This is a genomic window from Janthinobacterium sp. EB271-G4-7A (assembly GCF_020858075.1).
Classification (GTDB): Bacteria; Pseudomonadota; Gammaproteobacteria; order Burkholderiales; family Burkholderiaceae_D; genus Janthinobacterium; species Janthinobacterium lividum.
In genome coordinates this window covers 3,329,655-3,350,814 of the sequence record NZ_JACYMI010000001.1, presented here as the reverse complement: position 1 = coordinate 3,350,814, position 21,160 = coordinate 3,329,655, and the positions used below count along the sequence as shown (strand labels likewise).

12 protein-coding genes are annotated in these 21,160 nt (G+C 65.2%); 5 read left to right on the top strand and 7 right to left on the bottom strand.

The features are described 5' to 3' along the window. Positions 1-42: 42 nt before the first annotated feature. Genes tssA through IGS58_RS14995 form a run of 7 tightly spaced genes read right to left on the bottom strand, consistent with a single transcriptional unit; the run spans position 43 to position 9,445 of the window. On the bottom strand, positions 43-1,089 hold the full coding sequence (tssA, locus tag IGS58_RS15025) for a type VI secretion system protein TssA (protein WP_230521915.1): 1,047 nt from the start codon (positions 1,087-1,089) through the stop codon (positions 43-45). Positions 1,090-1,108: 19 nt separating this feature from the next. Beyond that, a complete protein-coding gene (locus IGS58_RS15020) occupies positions 1,109-1,903 on the bottom strand; it encodes an OmpA family protein (RefSeq protein ID WP_070256532.1) in 795 nt (264 codons plus the stop codon). 2 nt (positions 1,904-1,905) lie between these two features. Further along, complete coding sequence (gene tagF / locus IGS58_RS15015; protein ID WP_070256530.1) at positions 1,906-2,886, bottom strand: type VI secretion system-associated protein TagF; 981 nt, start codon at positions 2,884-2,886, stop codon at positions 1,906-1,908. Beyond that, the gene (tssM, locus tag IGS58_RS15010; RefSeq protein ID WP_230522239.1) at positions 2,883-6,788 is read right to left on the bottom strand and encodes a type VI secretion system membrane subunit TssM; all 3,906 of its coding nucleotides are present in this window, start codon (positions 6,786-6,788) and stop codon (positions 2,883-2,885) included. Before tssM ends, tagF begins: the two co-directional genes overlap by 4 nt. A gap of 46 nt (positions 6,789-6,834) precedes the next feature. Next, a complete protein-coding gene (locus IGS58_RS15005; RefSeq protein WP_230521914.1) occupies positions 6,835-8,283 on the bottom strand; it encodes a hypothetical protein in 1,449 nt (482 codons plus the stop codon). A 31-nt stretch (positions 8,284-8,314) separates the two neighbouring features. Beyond that, positions 8,315-8,584 (bottom strand): PAAR domain-containing protein, encoded by a 270-nt coding sequence (locus IGS58_RS15000; protein WP_034788054.1) that lies wholly within the window; start codon positions 8,582-8,584, stop codon positions 8,315-8,317. A gap of 15 nt (positions 8,585-8,599) precedes the next feature. Next, the gene (locus IGS58_RS14995) at positions 8,600-9,445 is read right to left on the bottom strand and encodes a M15 family metallopeptidase (protein ID WP_230521913.1); all 846 of its coding nucleotides are present in this window, start codon (positions 9,443-9,445) and stop codon (positions 8,600-8,602) included. A 217-nt stretch (positions 9,446-9,662) separates the two neighbouring features. On the opposite strand from IGS58_RS14995, the gene IGS58_RS14990 reads away from it, so the two are divergent. The 5 genes from IGS58_RS14990 to IGS58_RS14970 all read left to right on the top strand — a co-directional run bounded on the left by IGS58_RS14990 (position 9,663) and on the right by IGS58_RS14970 (position 21,156). Further along, entirely contained in the window at positions 9,663-10,430 is a 768-nt protein-coding gene (locus IGS58_RS14990; RefSeq protein ID WP_230521912.1) for a hypothetical protein, read from the top strand. Then, complete coding sequence (locus tag IGS58_RS14985; protein WP_230521911.1) at positions 10,427-13,735, top strand: type VI secretion system Vgr family protein; 3,309 nt, start codon at positions 10,427-10,429, stop codon at positions 13,733-13,735. The genes IGS58_RS14990 and IGS58_RS14985 overlap by 4 nt, the downstream gene beginning before the upstream one ends. Positions 13,736-13,789: 54 nt before the next feature. Then, positions 13,790-16,846 (top strand): phospholipase, encoded by a 3,057-nt coding sequence (locus tag IGS58_RS14980; protein WP_230521910.1) that lies wholly within the window; start codon positions 13,790-13,792, stop codon positions 16,844-16,846. 28 nt (positions 16,847-16,874) lie between these two features. Continuing rightward, positions 16,875-18,230, top strand: a complete 1,356-nt coding sequence (locus IGS58_RS14975) for a T6SS immunity protein Tli4 family protein (RefSeq protein WP_230521909.1) — start codon at positions 16,875-16,877, stop codon at positions 18,228-18,230. 121 nt (positions 18,231-18,351) lie between these two features. After that, positions 18,352-21,156 (top strand): type VI secretion system Vgr family protein, encoded by a 2,805-nt coding sequence (locus tag IGS58_RS14970; RefSeq protein WP_230521908.1) that lies wholly within the window; start codon positions 18,352-18,354, stop codon positions 21,154-21,156. Positions 21,157-21,160 lie beyond the last annotated feature (4 nt).

Genomic DNA, 21,160 nt, shown 5'->3' with positions numbered 1-21,160 from the left:
CGGCGACGGCAGATGCGCCGCCAAGGGGGAGGGGGCATCCGCTTAGCCATTGCCGGGCGGTTGCACGCCCAGCAGTTCTTCGATATGCGCGAGCGAATGGGGATCCTTGACCACCGAGCGCAGCCAGCTGTGCAAATCCTGGTCGGCCGCATTGGCGGCCTTGTCGGCAAAATAGGAGACGGGGCTGTGCGGCTCGCTGCGGCGGAAGAATTGCGCCACGGCGCGCAGTTGCTCGATCGCCTGCGCGCGGGTGGCGATGGCGCCGGGCGGGCCGGCCGGGATCGCTGGCAGGGCCGGCGCCATGGTGCTTTCTACAACGGCCGTGCCGCCCGCCGCTGCGACAGGCACGGCTGGCGCCGCGCCGGCACTGGATGGCATCACGCGCAGCATCGCTTCGACGGCTTCCCGCGCCGTGGAGAAGGCCGGGCTGTCGTTGCCCAGCCGGGCGTCGACGACTCTTTCAAGCTTGCGCAGCGCTTCCAGGCAATCTTGCGCGTCGACGGCGAAGCTGGCGCAGAAGGCGGCCGAGTTGTTGCGCCGCGCCGCTTCCATGTCGGACAACTTGACGCCCTCATGCTGTCTGGCGGAATCACCCGGGGCGGCCTGGCGCCGCGCCGTCTCGAAATCGATGGTGGAAAAGGCGCCGCCCGGGCCGCCCGTGACGGGCACCTCGCGCAGCAGCGCAGGAATGCGCGAGAGTATCCAGCTGAGGTTGCCGATGCGCTGTTCCTGGTCGCCATCCTCGGCTTCCGGGAACAGGCCCCGGTCCCAGAATTTTTCGCACAGCCCCGCCAGCACCAGCAAGCCTTCGGCCATGCCGCGCAGGTGGTGGCGCTTGGTGCCCGCTTCCGTCAGCCAGACGGCCAGGCGCAGATCCTTGCTGCTGCCGGCGAGCAGGCCGGCGCAGCTACGCACGACGAAGTCCCAGTCGGCCTCTTTCAGGTCGGCGACCCATTCGCCCTGGTCGAGCGTGGGGTCGTCGAACTTGCGCGCCAGGGTAATGGCGTCGAGTTCGGGCGAAAACGCCAGGTCCACGCCTGCCGGCTGTTCATTGCTAATTGGAAGTAATAATTGTTCGGCTGAAAACATGTGGTCCCCTGATGGATGATTATTGCGCCATGCGAAATTCAATGCGCCGGTTGCGGGCGCGCCCGTCCACCGTGTCATTGCTGGCGATCGGCCGGTCGGAGCCCTGGCCCGACGCCGTCAGCAGGTCGCCGTGGATGCCTTTCGATGCCAGGTAGAATTTGACGGCCTCGGCCCGCGCCTGGCTCAGGCTCTGGTTACTGGCGCGCAAGCCCTGGTTATCGGTATGGCCGATGATTTCGACCTTGCGGCCAGCCAGCTTTTGCATGGCTGCCGCCATTTCATCGAGGATGGCGCGGCCCGATGGCGTCAAGGTGGCCTTGCCGCTTTCAAACTCGATGGTGCGGTTGGCCAGGGTGGTGTCGAGTACGCCCTGTTCGCTGGCCGACACGCGCAGGCCATTGTTGACGCTGTAGGTGGGATTGAGGCTGGTGGCGATATCGCTGGCGATTTTTTGCCGCTGCGCCTCGTTGGCCACTTCCCCGCGCACGCTGACGACGCTGCCGTCGATTTTCAGCTGGCCGCGGCTGATCTGCTTGAGGTTGGGCGACAGCAGCTTTTGCACATAGGCGTTCCAGTTGGCAGGCAGCACCACCTGGCCGACGGCGATCTGGTCGACCACCTTGTCGGCGCCGTACAGTTCGCGCAGGCGCGCCAGCACGGCGGCCTTGCTCGCTTCGTCAGGCACGGTGCCAGCGGCCAGCACCTGGCCTGGTTGCGGCGTGGCGGCCGTGGGTACCGAGATGGGCGCTTGCGCTGAAGCGGACATGGCGGCCAGCGCCATGCCGAGGAAGAGAACGATCCGGGATACGCGCATGGTCAGGTTCCGATAAAGGCGGCGCGCAGGGAATCGTGCGCCGATTTGAGCGAGAGGTTGGCTTGCGCCAGATAGGTCGACACTTTCTTGATCGCGTAGTCGTTGCCGACGTGTTCCTCGACCCAGTCCAGGTCGTCGAACGCGATATGGTGTTCCAGTGCCGCTTGCGGGTTCATCAGTACATGCAGGGTCTGCGCCGACGCGCCGGAAAATCCCAGCACCAGCGTCTGCCGGCCGCGCAGCCGCGTGATGAACAGCGCCAGCTCGAAGTCGGCACGCGCCAGGAACGGCGTGATCAGGTGCATCCAGAACGCCGCCACCATGTTGCGGTACAGCGGGTCGGCCGGCAGCGGCAATTCGAGACTTTTCTCCAGCCGGCTGGAACTGCTGGCCATCACCGGCTGCAGCAGCAGGCCCAGTGCCAGCAGCACCTGCCGCACCGTGCCGGTGAACCCGGTGGGCGCCAGCAGCGCGTCGAGTTCGCCCACGGTCTGCATGTCGAGGAAATCGTTGAAGGTAGCTTCATAGGCGGCGGCACGCAGGTCGAGGTCGATGCTGGCATGGCTGGCCGCGTGCAGCGCGTTGCCCGCATCGGGGCCGCGCATGTCGTTGCTGAGCGCCTCGCAACGGTTCCACAGGCGCGACAGCACCAGCGGACTGTTGGCGACAAACGCGGCCGGCTGGTCCACTTCCATGGTGCTCATCATCAGGAAGGGAAAACGGCGCGACGACGCATCGCTGCTGGCGGCGATATGGCCGGCGATGGCGCGTCCCCGGCGCGGACCGATGAAGGCGAAATGCATGGGCGGCAACGCATCGTAGGTCAGCTTCCAGCGCGCGTCGGCGCTGAGCAGGTCCATCGCCTGCGCCAGCCAGTCGTCGAGGATCTTCAGCAGGGCCGGGTTGTCGCTGGCCTTGACGAAGTCGCCGCGGCTGGGCAGCTTGCCGAAATAGCCGATCGGGGTGGCGGTGGTGCGGCTCATGGCGCGACGGCGGCGCTGGCCGCATTGCCGGTGGCGGTGGGGGCGGCGCCAGGCGCATTCACGGCCGGTACGCTCTGGGCCACGACTTCCGGCAGCTTCAGGCCGCGGAAGCCCGCGGCGCCCGAGGCGGTGGCCGGTGCCGCGGGCGGCGCCGGCGTGGCGACGATCTTCAGGTTGGCCGCCACGCTCACGCCGCTGTTTTCCCAGCTCAATTCGAATACGCCGCCATCCTTGCGCTTGCGCTTGGCCGAATCGATCATTTTCTTCAGGCCGAAATGGCCGGGTTCGTTGAGCAACACGACCGTGCGGCCCTCCGGCGTGATGGCGCTGATGCGTGCGCCTGGCGTGCCTTGCGGATTCGGCCAGACCATATGGATCCACGGCTGCGGCTGGCCGCGCCAGCGCAGCGCCTGGCCGTCGATCTCGATCGTGTACTCGGTGGCGCCGGTGGCGGCCAGCGCCTGCAGGTCGAAACGGGTTTGCGCTTCGCCGGCGCCGGCCGCCGTGGCCACGCCGTTGGCGCTGAGCGGAGCGATCCAGCCGGGGAAGCTGGCCACCACCGACGGCGCCAGGCCGATGCCCATGTTGGCCCAGGTCTTGGCGCTGAGTGAATCGCCGCGGCGCACCACCAGCGGGCCGATGGTGGTATTGAAGAACTTGGCGATGCTGCCTTCCGGTCCGAATACCTGGCCGATGTCGGCATTGCTGGCCTCGCTACCCGAGGCGGGCGCGAACGGATACTTGGGCGCCAGGGTTTTCTGGAACGGTTCGAGCACCTGCGCCAGCCAGACCTTGTTGATTTCCGTTTCGGTCGGCTTGATGATGACGGCGAACGTCTGCATCAGCGGACGCACCAGCAGCGGCCGGATCGCCTGCTTTTGCGCATCGGTCATGCCGGTCAGCATCTGTTCATCCACGTATTTGAGCGCATCGGCCAGTTCCGAGCCGGTGCCGTCCAGCGTCTGCTGCATGAACTGCTTGGCGCCGGGACCCGTATCGCCCTGGTTCTTGATCTGGTTGAAGCGGGCGCGCAGCTTCGATAGCGCTTCCATGTAGCCGCGCATCAGCGAAGCGTCCTTGTCCTTGGTAACCACCAGGCGGGCCACGCCGGAGAATTCGCGGCCCACCGGCCCCATCGGCAAGGCGCCGGCGGCGGGCGCGCCGCTGCCGAGGTTGACGTTGATGCCGGAGGGTTTCTGGCGCAGGATGGTTTCCTTGAACCAGCCCATCACGCCGCGCTGGGCGCGCTGCAAGCCCTGTCCCAGCAGTGACGGGTTGTCCCACGAGGTTTCCTTGTACACGGTTTCGATCAGCTTGTTGATCGGCGAGGTTTGCGGATCGCCGAGCCGGTTCATGGCCGCCGCCGCGTTGTCGAAGCCGTTCAACTCGCGGATGCTGACGCCCTGGATGAATTTCTGCCATTCCTTGGCGTAGTCCGTCTTGTACAGTTCGACCAGCGCTTTCTGGATCTGCTCCGGGCTGCCTTCCAGCGTCAGGTCGTCCTTCGACGCCGTTTTCAGCACCCAGTCGGCGCTTTGCAGTTCGCGGTTGGCCGCCTCCTGGAACGCTTGCTGGATGAATTGTTCCCATGCGTCGCGCGTGAAGGTGCCGGGAATGGCGTAGCTGCCCAGCACCAGCTCCTTGTCCTGCTCGCCGACGATGCGCGCCACCGTCATCGAGGCGAAGCGCGTGGCGGCGCGTGCCTTGACGTCGGCGTACACGCGTTCGCGCGCCGGCATGCCCCGCACCACGCGGCGCAGGCTGTCGCGCGACTGGTCGACCAGCGCCAGCTTGCTGTCGATCTGCGGCCAGGACGGGTCGTTGATCTGGGTGAGGTAAAACGAAATCATGCGTTCGGCGCTGCGTATCATCTGTTCGCGCGGCATGCTGCCGCGGTTGCTGTCGAGCCAGACTCTCCAGAAGCGGGTCAGCTGGTCATTCAAGTGGCTCGCTTCGGCGCGCGACTTGTCGCTCAGCATCAGATAGGTTTTCAGGGCGTTATAGGCGTCTTCCACATTGGCCGGCGAGGCATCCTTGAACTGCTGCGCGCCGAGGTTGACGGCGGCGGCCGTGGCTGGCGGCGCGGCGGCCGGGGCGCTGGCCAGGGCCGCCGTCGGCGTGGCGGCTACCGGTGCCGCCAGGGTGCCGGCCGGCGCGGGCAGGGTGGCGGCCGCGCTGGCCGACACCGCGCCCGACTGCGGCGTGCTGGCCATCGGCTGCAAGCGGCTGGCGCCGGCATTGACCTCGGCCAGGAAGGCTTCCAGCGATTGCGACACCGGCGCCAGCATCACTTCACGCACGCCCGAAAAATACTCTTCGCGCAGTTTGCGCTCCAGCAAGTCCCCCTGGTACAGGCCCAGGCCCAGCGAGACAGGCCGGCTGTTGCGGTAGGAATCGAGCTGCTCGATCCGGTCCTGCATGATTTCCAGCGCTTCGAAACGCGATTGCAGGTCGAGCCGCTTGTCCTGCACCTTGATCGCCTGGTCCAGGTCGGCCTGCACGTTGGCCACGAGCTGGCGGTTGGCCATGTAAGACCAGCTCCAGCCGGCCAGCGCCAGGCCCACCAGCGCGGTGGCGGCAAAGAAAGTGGCGTAGCGCACGCGGGTCTTGGCCGGACTGGCGTACTGGGCGACCAGCTCCTTGTCGGCGAAGATCACCTTGCGGAACAGATTGAGCAGGAAATAGCCGTGCTGGTCCTGTACCGCGTTCTGTTGCTGCGGCTGCAATTTCAAATCGAAGCGCTGCGCCACCCGTTCCGACGAGGCCGATACCGACATGCCTTCCTGCAGCGCGCTGGTGAAATAGAAGCCGCGCATGACGGGCTTGAACTGGAACGGGTTTTCCTCGAACAGGGTGGCGATGAAGGCGCGCAGCGACCCCTTGATCGCGCTGAACTCGAGCGGGAAGGTAAACACGCCCGGCGGCATGCGTTCCTGCTGCTGCAGCGCCATGCTGGCCAGGCTCAGCTCTTTCAAGCCGTCATACAGTTCGTCGAAACGCTGGTCGAACTGCTCCAGCACGTCCTGCCTGGAACTGGTCTGGCTGTAGGGCAGGGTGGCGCCCCATACCCGGTCGCGTTCGCCCCGTTCCGTGTCCTGGAAAAATTCGTTGAAACCGGTAATCAGGTCGGCCTTGGTGAACACCACGTAGACGGGCGCGTGCACTTCCAGTTTTTCCGTCAGCTCCTGCACCCGCTGGCGCAGGTTCTTGGCCAGGTTGATGGCGAATTCGGGCCGGCTGCCGGTCAGCTCGGCAATGCTGACGGCGATGATGATGCCGTTGATCGGCGCGCGCTTGCGGTGTTTTTTCAGCAGCGCCAGGAAGCCGAACCATTCGGCACGGTCTTCGTCGTTGACGGAATAACGGCCAGCCGTGTCGAGCAGGATGCCGTCGGTGGTGAAGAACCAGTCGCAATTGCGGGTGCCGCCGATGCCTTGCACGATCTTGCTGTCGGCAAAAGGAAACTGCAGGCCGGAATTGGCGATCGCCGTGCTCTTGCCGGCCGCCGGATTGCCGATGACCATATACCAGGGCAACTCGTACAGGGCGGCGTCGCCCGACAGCTGGCCCAGTTTGGACGTCTTGATGGTGCCGATCGCTTCGAGCATGCGTTTGCGGATGGCTTCGGTTTCCTCGCGCTGCGTGGGCCCCGCCTTGGGTACCGCGCCGGCCGTCTGCTGTTCCAGCATGCCGCCGAAGCTGGCGGCGTCGCGCTGGCGGCGCCTGCGCTGCAGCCACCATACCGCGCTGGCGACCAGCAGGACCAGCGCCAGCGGCGGCACGATCCATACCAGCGGCCATTCAAAGATGACGGCGCAACTGACCAGCAGCGCGGCCAGCGCCACGAAGCCGATGGCGAACAGGCTGAAACGGGTAGTAATGGAATGCCAGAATCGTTGCATCATAGTATGAGGGGCGAGAGGTTGATAGGCATGGTGGAGGGAGGGGTCATGTCGCGGCGAGGGATTCAGGGGCAAGGGCTTCCGGGCCCACTACTACGGCGGCCCGGTGGAAGGCGTCGAGGTTGCTCAGGCATAGCACCTGGCTGGCATTCTCGGCCGCCTCGTGTCGCGCCAGCACCAGCGCCGCCAGGGTGGCTACATGGCCACTCTGGCCGCAGGCCGCCGCCACGCTGAGTACGTCGTTGCTGAGATCGATATCGGGCAGCAGCGTGCCGGCATTGTTCATCAGTTCGATCATGCGGCTGGAGCGCTGGTCGGCATCGGCGTATAGCCGCGTGATCGCGTCCGGGGCGACAGACGCCGCCGACATCGCCTTGCCGCCCAGCTCGGCCAGCAAGGTGGCATCGCCATGGCCGCGGCCATCCGCCGACTGGCCGCGCACGGCCATGCTGGCATGGTGCAGCAGTACCGGCGTGTCCGCCTGCAGCGCCGCCGCCTGGGCCGCATCGGCCAGCAGCAGGCCGGCCGCGCCTTCGCCGGGAATCTGCCCGCTGGGCTGGCCGGCATTGAACAGCAGGCCGCGCGAGGTCCAGTCATGCACGGTCAGCTCGCCGATATGCGAACCGCAGGCCAGCACGATGGCCAGGCACGGCAGCTCCTGCAAGGCCGCCTGCGCGGCCAGCTGTTCGATCAGCGCCAGCGGCCCGCTGTCGCCGGCCAGGTGCACGCTGAGCTTGTCGGCAGGCCAGCCTTGCTGTTGCGCCTGCCCATGCAGCCAGGCGGCGCCCGTGTCGCGCTGCGGCTTGTTCCAATCGGGCGGCAACAGCAGATGCAGTTGCAGGGTCGGCAACGGCAGCACGGCGCGCGATCCCGGTTGTGCCGCCTGGTAGTCGTCGAGCTGCGCGTGCATCGCCGCTTCCTGCATCAGTTCGGTCAATACCTCGGCGCCCAGCGCCAGTGCGCGCAAGTGTTCGGCATCGAAATGCGGGGCTGCGCCCGGCGCCGTATCGGCCGGACGGGTCTGCAGCCAGTCGTCCAGCAGGGCTTTCTGGCCATGTTCATCGAGGTCTGCCACGCGGGCGCTCATCACCGGGTAGCCTTGCGCGTCGGTCAGTTCCGGATCGAGTTCGGGTCGCTGCTGCTTGTCCAGCAGCGCGGCCGCCAGTTCCGGCGCCGAGGCACCGCCCGGCATGCGCAGTGCGGCGGCGGCCAGGTGCAGCGGCGCGCGCGGCGCAGGGTCATTGCCGGGCGCCCCGGCGTCGGCGTCGGCGGCGTCAAACAGCGCCGGCACCGCAGCCGGCGCGGCCAGCCTCGTTACCAGTTTCTTGCCCAGCCACCAGCTGATGAGCAGCGCCAGCGGCAATGCCAGCATGCTGCCGGCCAGGTCGCCCGTCGATGGCATGCGCGTGCTGGTGCGCCAGTACCAGATCGCGCCGCCCCAGCATAAGGCGAACACGGCCAGTATCAGCAGGCTGCGCCGCAGCCACGGGCGCATCAGTGCGCTCCCTTGCAGTGGCGGCCGGAGGTCATAGCTGATCCGTGGTGGCTTGCTGGCTGGCGATCAGCACCGCGCCACAACTGGTCTTGTCGCCCTGGCGGGCCACCGGTTTGCCATCGACGATCCAGCTGGCGTCGCCGCTGACGATGGGACAGATGCCATGGCCTGGCCGCGGGCACGACACCTTGTCGCCTACGCGCGCAATGCCGATGCCGCCGCTGTCCGTCACCGCCGAGGCCTCCAGCACGCTGCCGCCATGCGATGTCTTGTCGCCCAATCTGATTACGGGACCAGCCATGTGTGCTCCTTCCAGTCATCGTTGTTTTTTCATTACACCAGGCACGCGCAGTTCGGTGTGGCCGAAGTCCATCATTTTCCAGCGGCCGCCCCACGTCATGCCGACCGATTCGGCCACCTCGCCATACAGCTGATAGCCGCGCATGGCCCACGGATCTTTCTCTGATATCACCAGCTTGCCGTCGCGCAAAAAGGCGCAATCGGCGGCCAGGCCATACTGATGCCAGCTCTGGAACGCGGCCGCATTGGTGACATTGCTGCCCATGCCGGCAAGCATGTTTTGCCGTTCCGGACTGCGGTAACCTTCCAGGATGGCCATGTCGTAGCCATGTTTTTCCTTCATGATCTTGAACACCAGCAGCAGCCTTTGCGCGTATTCGGCATTGAGCAGCGTCCAGTTGCGGCTGGCCGATACCAGCATCGGCCGCACTTGCTGCACTTCCTCGGTGGCAAACACCAGCGGCGGCAGATCCACCGGCGGCACCAGCTGTTCCCCTTGCAGCAGGGCCGACACTTGCGTATTCATTTCGCGCGTCGACACCTCGTAGCCGCCCAACACGTTCTTGCTGCCTGCCAGCAAGGCGATCGCCGGTGGCAGGCACATCACCGCCGCACCGCCCAGAAACAGCAGGTAATGGCGGCGCACGAACGCCGCGCTGCCGAGCAAGGTGCTGGCGCCGCCACGGCGCAGCGTGTCCAGTCCGGCGTTCCTGCGCCGGGCCAGCCGCTCGATCCGCGCCCCGATGCCCCGTTCGGCCGTCGCCAGCGCCCGCATCACCAGTTCGCGGCCGGATGGAAACAGCACGAGCCAGCTGATCAGGCATGCGAGTAAAAAATAGAGTGCCACCGCCAGTAGAAACACGCCCACCCCGTTCCAAAAAAGGCGCCAGGCATGGGCAGTTGAATGCCGCTGTGCCAGCGTTTGCGCTAATATTGCCGCTGAGTATATCTTACTAACTTGCTAATTACGGGGGCTTAGTTTCAATTGTGCGCCGGGTGCACACTGTTGATTTCCTAACATGCGTCACGCTTTTTTTTATTGTCGTAAGGTATTGCAAATATTGACAGGAGTTAAGATTTTGCCAAGCAATGACGACAGCCCGCGGCCATCGACACGGCCCAGCTTATTGACGCCCGCGCAACAGGCCGAGGCGGACCGTAGCCGTATCCTCAACCATCTCGAAGGCGGCAAGCGGCCTGCGCCCGTCCCGCTTGGCGGCAGGCGCGCCAGCCGGTGGCCGGTCTGGGGTGGCATGCTGGCCGGCGCCTTGCTGTTGCTGGCCACCGGCGCCTGGCTGGGACAACGCGAGACGGCGGCGGTGGAGGACCCGGTGTTGCGCAGCACGGCGCCAGCAGCGGAAACACCGGCTGCGGCCACCGCTCCCGTCACCGCCACGGCCAGCATACGCGAAGAGGAACAGCCGCCGCCGCGGCAGAGCTTGAGCGAAATGCTGGGCGCCGACCTGCCAGCTCCCGTCCCGGCGCCGGTGCCCGGTCCCAGGGATGTGCTGAGCAAGGCGCTGGAAAGTCCGCAGAAGAGCGCGCCCAAGCCGGCGCGCGCGCCGCAGAAAAAACCGCCAGCCAAACCGCTCAATCCCGCTGATAAGGCCAAACCCGCCGCCACGCCGGAACAGGAAAACGACGTGGCCCTCCTGGCCGCGCTGGTGTCGCATGCCCAGGCTGGCACGCCGCCCAAAAAAGCGCCGTCCAGCCTGCAAGCCCAGTTACAGCAATGCAGCAAGTTGAAACCGGCCGCCGCCGATAGCTGCCGGCAGAGAACTTGCGCCGGCCGTACCGGCAAGCCGCTATGCAAGGCCGCCAGGGCTGCGGCGAAAGGCGCGCAATGAGCGCAGCGCAGCTGGACCAGGTGGGCGCCGCGCTGGGAGCGTTCTCCAGCATCACGCGCTTGTACGAGATCAAGCTTGAAGGCGACAGCGCGCAGGATGCGGACCTGCTGCTGGTGGAAGCGTTCGCCTGCGACGAGCAATTGCAGACGCCCGGCGCGCGCGATGTCATCGTGCTGTCGACCAGCGCGCAGCTGGCGCTGGCACCCATGCTGGGCAAGCTGGCCACGCTGCAAGTGAGCTTGTTTGATGGCAGCCGCGCCAGCTTCAGCGGTCATGTCAGCGAGGCGGCCATGCTGGCCAGCATGGGCGGCCTGGCGCGTTACCGGCTGCGCCTGACGCCCTGGTTGTGGCGGCTGGGCCAGGTGCGTAACAGCCGCGTCTGGCAAGACAAGAGCGTGATCGAGATCGTCGAGTCCGTGTTCCAGTCCTACGCGCCGGCGGCGCGGTGGCGCTGGAGCGATGACACGCGTCCGTTCATGGATGGCGTCGCGGCGCGCAGCTATTGCTGCCAGTACCGCGAGTCGGACCTCGATTTCGTCAGCCGCCTGCTGACCGAAGAAGGGCTGGCATGGCGCTTCGAGGAACAGGAAGGCGGCCATTGCCTGGTGCTGTTTGCCGACAGCAGCAGCGACAGCGCGGTGCCGGAAGACGCGTCCAGCGCGGCCGGCGGCGGCATCCGCTTTCATGGCGCGCGCGCCGGCGAGCAGGGCGACACGCTGCAGGCGTTCAGCACGGCGCGTTCGCTGAACACGGCGCTGGCGACCGTGCTCAGTTATGACTACAAGGCCAAGCAGGCGGTCGCGGCCAGCGTGCCGACCCGGACGGCGGTGGGCGGCCAGCATGCGCCGCTGCTGGAAAGCTACGATACGCCGGGCCAGTATTACTATGCCGACTCAGCCCAGGCCAGCCGCTACGCGCTGTTGCGGATGCAATCGATCGAAGCGCGCAGCGAGCGCTGCGTTGCCCGTTCGACGGTGCGCACCTTGCGCGCCGGCACGCGCTTCAGCCTGACGCAGGGACCGCTGCAGGCGGCGGGCGGCGACGCGCCGGCCCCTGCTTATACGGTGCTGCGCGTTTGCAGCGTGGGCGTCAACAACCTGCCGGCGCCGGCCAGGCAAGGTCTGGCCGAACTGTTCGGCCCGATCCCGGAACTGCTGCAGGAAAGCCTGGGCACGCTGAACCTGGGCCCGCGCCACATCGAACATTTCGAGCAGGTGATCGCCCAGGCGGTGGCCAGCGGCTACGCCAATCATCTGGAAGCGATTCCCGCCGCCACGCCGTGGCGCCCGGTGCTGGGTGAAAACGGATTGCGCCAGCATCCGAAACCGACCGCCTTCGGCAGCCAGAGCGCCATCGTCGTGGGAGCCGATGGCAATGACGCGGCCAGCGGCGCCGATGAAATATATTGCGACAGCCTGGGCCGGGTGCGCATCCGCTTTCACTGGCAGCAGGAGACTGGCGCAACTTGCTGGGTGCGGGTCGCGCAGCGCGCGGCCGGCGGCGGCATGGGCAGCCAGTTCCTGCCGCGCATCGGCCAGGAAGTGCTGGTGCAGTTCCTGGAAAACGATATCGACCGGCCCATCATCGTCGGCGCGCTGTACAACGGCCAGGGCGAGGGCGGCGGCGCACCCACGCCGGGCGGCGCCGCCGCTGCCCAGGCCGACACGGAGAAATTGTTCGCGCCGGCCCACGACCATGGCGCAACAGCCCAGGGCAACCTGGCGGGTGGCAATAGCCCGCTATGGCATGGCGCCGCCGGGGCCAGCGCGGCGCACCGGAATGCCAGCGCGCAATGGGGCATCCGCAGCAAGGAGTTCGGCAAGGCGGGCGGCATGGCCGGCTACAACCAGCTGCTGTTCGACGACACCGACAGCCAGGGCCGGGTGCAGCTGAAAAGCAGCCACGCGGCCAGCGAGCTGAGCCTGGGGCACCTGATCCACGCGGCCGACAATTACCGCGGCAGCCTGCGCGGCGCCGGCGCCGAGCTGCGCACGGATGCGTATGGCGCGGTGCGGGCGGGCGCAGGCCTGCTGGTATCCAGTTATGTACTCAACCATGGCGCCTGCGCGCGCGACCCGGCCGGCGACAATGCGCCCGGCATGGCGCTGCTCAAGCAGGCCGCCAAGCTGGGCGAGACCTTCAGCGCGGCGGCCGTCACGCACCAGGGCGTGGCCTATGCGGCGCATCTGGGGGCGACGGCGCCCGGCAGCAGTACGCTCGATGCGAAGGCCGCGCCGTTGCCGGCCTTCCTGACTACTGCCTCGGGCATGCTGAGCCGCGACAGCGTGGCGGCCGCCAGGAGCGATGCGGCCGGCAAGCCCGTCGCGCCAGCCGACGACAAGCTGCCGCACAGCAGCGACGCCATCATTGCGGTGGCGGCCAAGGGGGGCCTGGGCGTGGTGGCCGGACAGGATATGCAATTGTCGAATGGCGAAACGGTAACACTGATGAGCGGGCTCGATACGCAGTTCGCCGGCGGCGGCAAGTGGCGATTGCACACGGGCCAGGCGATCGGTCTGCTGGGCGGCGTGGTCAAGCCGGGCGAGGGCGAGCTGGGCATGCAGCTGGTGGCGGCCAGCCAGCCCATCGAGGTGCAAGCCCAGTCCGACGAGATCAAGGTCCAGGCGCGCGAAGAGGTCAATGTCGCCAGCGCCAACGCGCATATCGACTGGGCGGCGGCAAAAAGCATCCGCCTGTCCACGGCGGGCGGCGCCAACATCACCATCGAGGGCGGCAATATCACGATCCAGTGCCCCGGGAAGATCACAGTGTTTGCAGGCAAGAAAAGTTTTCTGGGGCCGACAGGACTCGGTTATCCATTGCCCCGCCTGCCGCGTTCCGAACTGGCGTTGCGGCCGTTGAAATTCTTGCTGCGCCTGGCCGACACGCCGGGGCTGAAAGGCCATGCGCTGGCGCACACGCCGTGGAAGATCACCCATGGCGCGCAGCCCGACGGCATGGATTTCATCGACGACGACAAGCTGGTGGCGCAGGGCAAGACCGATGCATTGGGGAATATCAAGCTCAGCGATGCGGAGGAAGAAAAGCTTGCCGCCGTCTATGCGAGCAATCCGGACCATACCTGGATCGTGTATCCGGGCCACAGCGTGCGGCTGAACGTGGAAACCGAATCGCCCGACTGGAGCGACAAGGAAAAGCTGTTCCATGCGATGCAGGCGGCGGATTTCAGCGCCGGGCGCTATGCCACCATCTTCGAGGCGGCAGCCGCGCCGCAGGCGCGCTATGCGAAAGAAGCGCTGGCCTCGCTTACCCTGAAAAACATCCTGCCGAAGGTGAAAGTCTGATGCTGACATTTTCCTTCCATGCAAGCCAACCGGCGACACACTGCGACATGCGTCATGACAAATAAAAATATCTCCCAGCTGACGGGCAAGGACGGCACGCCGAGCGCGCCGGCCACGTCGGCGCCTGGCTGTTTCGTGCACGATGGCGAAGAACTGCCGAATTTCCCCGAGCAAAAGTGGGGCAGCATCTTTTCGGAACAGCAAAAGGGCAACCAGGTCGAATTCTATGTCACCGGCGAAGAGTATTTCACGGCTGTCGCCAAGGCCATCGAAGGCGCCAAGAAATCGATTTTCATCACCGGTTGGCAAGTCAATTTCGATGTCGAACTGACGGCGAGCAAGACCTTGTTCGAATGCCTGGAAACGGCGATAAGCAATCCCCACCATCCGAAAGTGTATGTGATGCCGTGGCTGTCGCCCAAGGTCGGGGTCGATACGGGCGACTTCGAAACCGTGCTGGCGATCTTCCAGCTCAATGCAGGCGTCGGCGGCCCCGCCAAGGCGTTCGCTTTGCCGGCGATCGCCCAGAGCGACATGGAAGGCATGCTGGGCATCGGCTTTTCCCATCACCAGAAACTCGTGGTGATCGACAATGAGCGCGCGTTTGTCGGCGGCATCGACCTTGCCTATGGCCGCCGCGACAACGGCAAGTTCGCCCTCAGCCATGGCACGCGCAAGGGCAACGAGGTGTACAACACCTGTATCCCGGCCATCGAGCCGATGAACCATGAAGCGCAAACGGCCTACCTGACGCGCGCCGAACTGCTGGCCGGTTGCATCGGCGGAAAAGTCGGTGGCGCGGCCACGTTTGCCACCTCGGCCACGATCAGGCCGATCGCCGTCGTGCTCGACGTGGTGCAGGACGCCAAGGATGGCATCGCGCGGATATCGAAGAATATGTCCGCCAAATGGGATGCGATCGACCTGATGCCCGACTTTATCGGCAAGCTGCAAGACATACCGATCGATGTTGCGCAGGATATATCGCGCTGGGCTTACGGCCAGCTCGACAAAGGCTTGCGCGACAAGGTCGATGCCGTGCGCACCACGGGCAGCGCGCATGTGATCGATGGCGGCACGGCGCTGATGTCCTGGCTGAACGCCGGTTCGCTGAACAAGCTGCCGCCCGAATTGCGCAGCGGCACGGTCAAGCTGATCGAGACCTTCGTGATCGGCGTCCTCACTTATCTGTCGACCTTGGCCGACGCGCGTCCCACGCGCTATGAAAACCTGAAAAAATTGCGCAAGATCATGCCGACCGGGGCCAAGACCTTCGCCGCCACGCAGCCGCGCATGCCATGGCACGATGTGCATGCGGCCATCGTCGGGCCGTCGGTCAGCGACTTGAGCCGCAATTTCATCGAACGCTGGAACGGCATTGCCCAGCGATATGAAAAATCGTACCAGGCCAGCATGCCGCCTTCGCTGATCAAGATGTTCCAGGCGCTGGGCATGTCCGGCACGCCCAGGCTGGTCTTGCAGCGCATCGCCGCCGCGCCGCCGCCCAAAACGCCTGCGAAGCCGGCGGGAGATGCTTGGGTGCAAGTGTTGCGCAGCGCGCCGATGAGGTTGCTCAATGACGAGCTGGCCGCACATGCGCGCGGCAGCAAACCCGCGGCCAGGCCGGAATGGCCGCAGAACAACTGTCTGAAGGCGATGCTGACGGCAATTAATGGAGCGCAGAAGTTCATCTATATCGAAGGCCAGTTTTTCCAGTCGGAATATGGCAGCGATGCAAGCAAGACCAGGCCGCTGTCCGGTCCGATGGCGGCGCTGCTCGACATCAGCAAGTCGCCGGCCTATGAAAAGTATGCGCGGCAGCTCGGCGTGTATGGCGTGCCGCCGGCGGACATGATCGACAAGCTGATCTGGTCGCAGATCGACGATGTCAAGGCCGACATTACCGGTGGCGGCAGCGATTTCATGGCCGATCTGTTCAATGTGATGAGCAACTACGCCGATATCACCTCGACCCGCATGATGGGCAAGGAAGAGCCAGGCATCCTCAATCCGATTGGCCTGGCATTGTCGCAGCGCATCGAGCGGGCCATCAACGATGGCTTGCCCTTCCATGTCTACATGGTGCTGCCGGTGCATCCGGAAGGCACGCTCGACACCCTCAATATCATGACGCAGCTGCATTTGACGATGCAGTCGCTGGTATTCGGCAAGGATAGCCTGGTGAACCGGATCCGGCGCGCCATCCTGGTGCGGGATCTGCGCAAGAGCAAAAAACTGGGGGCGGAAGAGGCCAGGAAAACCGTTGCCGGCTACGCGCCGGACCGGCTGGCCGAACTGGCCGGCGACAAGTGGACCAGCTACCTGACCTTGCTCAACTTGCGCTCCTGGGAAACCTTGGGCACGCGTCACGTGACGGAGCAGATTTATGTGCACTCCAAGCTGTTGATCGCCGACGACAGGGTGGCGATCCTGGGCAGCGCCAATATCAACGACCGCAGCCAGCTGGGCGGGCGCGATTCTGAACTGGCGGTCGTCGTCAGGGATGACAATCAGACCGATGTCGAGCTCGATGGGGTCGATAGCGACAAGGTCAGCGTCAACGTGCATGACTTGCGGGTGCGCCTGTGGAAAAAACTGTTCGGCCTGACCGATGGCGCCACCCCGGCCAAGGGCTTGATCAAGCACCTGTTGCGTCCGGCGGCTCCGGACACCTGGGAGGCGATTCAAAAATTGGCGCTGGCCAATGCGGAAGCGTATGCCAAGGCCTTCGCTTTCCTGGCCCGTCCAAGCGGCAAGCCCAGTTCGATCTGGCCCACCTGGAATGCCAGGACGCGCAGCCTGGAACACCACATGCCGTTCCACGAGCGCTTCTGGCGCGATGCCGATATCTTGCGCGACAAATCGCACTCCTGGGAGGCGCAAACGCGCGCGCCCGAATCGGCGCCGGTGGGCGTGCAGGGTTTTATCGTGGCCTTGCCGGTCACCTGGACGGCGGGCGAAAACAATATTTCAGGCATGAATCTGACCCTGCTGGCCCATCAGGAGAAGAAACCGCCGCGCGATGCAGACCACCCATTGCCGCAAGAGACCTACGCCCAGGTTGAATCAGGCAAGCGCCCGCCAGTCGGGCAGGGCGAAAGCTCGGTTTGAAGAATAGTGCTTTTTTTGATTGGTAGCCATGATGATAGTTTGTCTTCCGCGTTTTGCCGCATGCCATCTCGCCACTCTCCTGCTGTTTGCCGGCGCGTATGGCGAAGGCATGGCCGCCAACCAGGCCGATCCGGCGGCGCCATCGCGCAGGCCCACGGCGCAGGAACTGATGCAGGCGACCGCGCCCGGGTACGCGACGCCGGCCGGCATGGCGCGCGAGTGCCTGGGGCGGCTGGTATTCGACGTGCATGCACCGGTACAGTGGCCGACCCGCTACAAGGACGCGTCCGACACGGGCATCTTTTACCGGTCTTTCAGCGAAGACGTATTTCACCAGGGTGATGAGATACAGGTTGGAAATGTCCGCATCGGTGTGCTGGGGCCGCTAGGCAAGGAAGATATGGCCGCCTTGCGGGAAGCCATGCCGCAACCCAGGATCGACCGCCTGCAGGCGCTGCTCAAGGACGATGAGGCGGAACTGGCCGAATTGAAAGGCCAGCCCGCCAACGCGAAGACCCGTCAGGCGAGCTATCTGGCGCAGAAGTCGCTCACCGGCAGGCAGGCGCAGATCAAGGAACTGCAAAGCAACTACCAGACATTTGATTCCGGCCTGCCCGACAGTGACGGTTACCGCAGCAGCGAAGGTTCGGGAACGGCCAACCCCACCCGCTATTCCATCTATCGCAGCCACCTGCAGCGCGGCGAATATGTGTATGTGTTTGAATCCATGCAAGAAATACGCGACAACAATAGCGAGGCAGCGCATGGCCAGCAGTTCATCCGCTTCCTGAAAAGCTTCCGCCCGCGCGCCGCCAATGAAGTGCCGAAAGAACTGGGCCTGTGCATTCCGCATGGCTTTATCGCTGACGATGGCAAGACGGTCAGCGCTATCCAGCAGTCCTTGCGCTGGCCCGACGCGCCCGGCGTGTTGTATACGATCAGCACCGGCAACGTCGATCCGCGCGCCTTGAAGGTGCCGCTGGTCCAGGCGGCCGCCACCGGCGGCATCGGCCAGTTCGGCAGCCGCGGCGAGCAGGAAGCCAAGCCTTTCATTGTCGAACGCATCGCGCCCCGTAGCGTCCGCATCGGCGCGCTGACGGCGCAGCAGGGCGGCGTGGCGCTGAAAGTGGAGCGGCCAGGCAGCGCGCCGTTTGAAACCTATACGGTATTTACCGGTTATGCAGGATGGCTGGGCACGGCGGTGCTGCCCTACATCCTGATCGAGCTAGGCAGCCGCAGCATGGAGCAGGCACCGGAACTGAAGCAGAATCCGCCGCCGTTCAAGAGCAGCTACGCGCGCCTGGAAACCTTGTTGAAGAGTACGCATTTGCGGCCCACCGAACCGGCCATGCCGGAGTTGCGCGGTCTGAGCGGAACGCAATGATTGCTGAGCCGAGATTTCAATCGAAACACTCTTGCTATAAAAAAATTTCTAGGGTGTAATGGCTTCGATAAAAATGCTTATTTACTAATTTTATGCGGGAAGCCGCGTGATGGAGTTCCGGATGTCCATGTCCTTGCCCGCCAGTTTCACGCAAGCCAGCAGATTGCTACAGCTGACTACGCCCCTCGGCGCCGACCGCCTGCTGGCCGAATGCGTGCGCGGCGAGGAAGGCTTGAGCACGGGCTTCGTGTTCCAGATCGCGGCCCTCTCGACGGACGCCGCCATTTCCTTGCGTACCCTGATTGGCCAGCCGGCCCTGCTGCAATTGTTGACCGCTACCAGCGCCGACGCGCTGCGCCCGTTCCACGGCCATATCACCGCCGTCGAGCTGGTTGGCGCGAACGGCGGCATGGCGCGCTATCACCTGACCCTGGAACCGTGGAGCGCGTTTCTTGCCCACGGCCGCGACAGCCGCGTGTTCCAGGACATGACGGTATTCGACATCCTCGACGCGCTGTTTGCCGCTTACCAGGCGCAGGGCAAGCTGGCGCCGGCCTGGCGTTTCGATATCCTCGACCGCGCGGCATACCCGAAGCGCAGCCTGAGCACCCAGTACCAGGAAAGCGACTGGGCCTACGCGCAGCGCCTGATGCACGAGGAAGGGCTGTTCTATTACTACGAACACGGCGGCGATCCCGGCAGCCCCAGCCTGGGCAGCCACTGCCTGGTGATCGCGGACCATAACGGCGCGTTCAAGCCGAATGCCCAGAGCAGCATCAATTTCACGCAGCCGGGCGCCGTCATGAAGGTTGACAGCATCGACCGCTGGCGCACCGAATTGCGCCAGCAGACCAATGCCATCGAAATGGGCAGCTGGGATTACCGCTCGCTCGACCAGCGTGTTGCCAGCGCGGCAGGTCCGGTGCAGGGCGTGGAGCTGCTCAGCCGCGACGCGCCCGGGGCCTATGCCTATGCCTCGCGCGAGCAGGGCCAGCGCATCGCGCGCAACCAGTTGCAGGCGCTGGAAGCGGGCAAGGAAGTCCACGTGGCGGCCGGTACCGTGCGTACCTTGTCGCCGGGCACCACGTTTAGCTTGCAGGGGCAGCCGGTGTTCGACCAGGCGGGCAGCGACGACGAGCGCAGCTTCCTGATCGTGCGCACGGTCCACCTGATGCACAACAACCTGAGCGCGGATCTGCAGTCGTCCATTGTGCAGACGCTCAAGACGGGCTTGCTCGATACGGCCATCCGCAAGGAGCAAGCCGGCAGCCTGCACCGCATGCCCGCGCTGCTGGGCGCCATTGCCGAGCGGCCCCTGTACCGCAACCGCATCGATGCCATCCGCAGCAATATTCCTTATCGCGCCAGCGGCAAGGACCAGCATGGCCAGCTGCTGCATCCGCGCCCGACCGTGCATGGCCAGCAGACGGCCGTCGTGGTGGGGCCGGGCGGCGCCGTGATTCACACCGACCGCGACCACCGCATCAAGGTGCAATTTCACTGGCAGCGCGGCGTCATGAGCCACAGCCGCCTCGACCATCCGCAAGGCGGCAAGCATACCGGCGCGCCAGGCGACGACAGTGCCGGCACCTGGGTGCGCGTCGCCTCCACGATGGCGCCGGTAGCGGGCGCCAACTGGGGCGGCCATGCCTTGCCGCGCATCGGCCAGGAAGTATTGATCGATTTCCTGGAAGGCAATATCGACCGACCGCTCGTGATCGGTACCGTCTACAACGGCCAAGGCACGGCCGACGCCCAGAATAACCGCGTGGCCCATGGCGCCGGGCCGGCCACCGGCAATGCGCCGGCCTGGTTTCCAGGGGAAGCGGGCGCGCATGCCCACCCGGCCGCACTGTCCGGCATCAAGAGCCAGGCCATGCAGGCCAGCCAGCAGGGCGGCGCGGCGTACAGCCAGCTGGTATTCGACGACAGCCCGGGCCAGCCACGCGTGGCCCTGCAGCGCCATGCCGGCGCACATCAGGGCACTGCCGAGCTGAACCTGGGACACTTGCGCCATCAGACGGACAACCAGCGGCTGGCCGCTGCCGGCTTCGGCGCGGAACTGAAAACCGAGCACAGCGCCGCGCTGCGTGCGGGGCAGGGGCTGCTGCTGTCGACCGACGGGCGCACCAATGCCAGCGGCACGCAGATGGATACCAAGGAAGCCACGGCCCAGATCGAACAAAGCTTGGCCCTGCTGACTTCGCTTGCCGAGACGGCGCAAAAGCACAAGGCTGTGTTAGGCGGTGGGCAAGGCCAGGCCGAAGCGGCGCCCGATACGCTGCCGGCGCTGAAGCAATTGGCGAACAGCATCGAAATGCTCAAGGGCACGGCGGGCACGGGCGATGGCCAGGTAACGGCCTATGGCGCGCCGCAGCTGCAATTGTCCAGTCCGGCGGGTATCGCCGCGACCACGCCGCTCAACGCGCTTTTTGCCTCCGGCAATACCAGCAGCATCGCGGCAGGGCAGGACATCAATTTCGGCGCGCAAGGCAACCATTTCCATGCGATCAGTTCAGGCATCAGCCTGTTTACTTATGGCAAGGCCAGCAAGCCCGACAAACCCAACCAGGAAACGGGCATCCGCCTGCACGCGGCCAGCGGCAAGGTCAGCAGCCAGAGCCAGTCCGATGAAACAAAATTAACCGCAGACAAGGCCGTGACCGTGGCCAGCGTCAGCAAAAGCGTCAACATCAACGGCAAGCAGCATGTGCTGATGACGGTGCAGGGCGCCTATATCAAGCTCGAAGGCGGCAATATCGAGATTCATGGGCCCGGCAAGATGGAATTCAAGGCCGGCATGAAGGAGTTTACGGGGCCTGCCAGCAGTAGCGCGGTAAAGCAATTGCCGGTGGGTGTCCTCAAGGGGTGCGAACAAGCAAGTAAGAATGCCAGCGCCACTCAGGCAGGATCACAAACATTGTAGCTCG

Bases quoted from the DNA above. Each gene is read 5' to 3' on its own strand.
- tssA (WP_230521915.1), bottom strand. From the start codon at position 1,089: ATGTTTTCAGCCGAACAATTATTACTTCCAATTAGCAATGAACAGCCG.
- IGS58_RS15020 (WP_070256532.1), bottom strand. From the start codon at position 1,903: ATGCGCGTATCCCGGATCGTTCTCTTCCTCGGCATGGCGCTGGCCGCC.
- tagF (WP_070256530.1), bottom strand. From the start codon at position 2,886: ATGAGCCGCACCACCGCCACCCCGATCGGCTATTTCGGCAAGCTGCCC.
- tssM (WP_230522239.1), bottom strand. From the start codon at position 6,788: ATGCAACGATTCTGGCATTCCATTACTACCCGTTTCAGCCTGTTCGCC.
- IGS58_RS15005 (WP_230521914.1), bottom strand. From the start codon at position 8,283: ATGCGCCCGTGGCTGCGGCGCAGCCTGCTGATACTGGCCGTGTTCGCC.
- IGS58_RS15000 (WP_034788054.1), bottom strand. From the start codon at position 8,584: ATGGCTGGTCCCGTAATCAGATTGGGCGACAAGACATCGCATGGCGGC.
- IGS58_RS14985 (WP_230521911.1), top strand. From the start codon at position 10,427: ATGAGCGCAGCGCAGCTGGACCAGGTGGGCGCCGCGCTGGGAGCGTTC.
- IGS58_RS14980 (WP_230521910.1), top strand. From the start codon at position 13,790: ATGACAAATAAAAATATCTCCCAGCTGACGGGCAAGGACGGCACGCCG.
- IGS58_RS14975 (WP_230521909.1), top strand. From the start codon at position 16,875: ATGATGATAGTTTGTCTTCCGCGTTTTGCCGCATGCCATCTCGCCACT.
- IGS58_RS14970 (WP_230521908.1), top strand. From the start codon at position 18,352: ATGTCCATGTCCTTGCCCGCCAGTTTCACGCAAGCCAGCAGATTGCTA.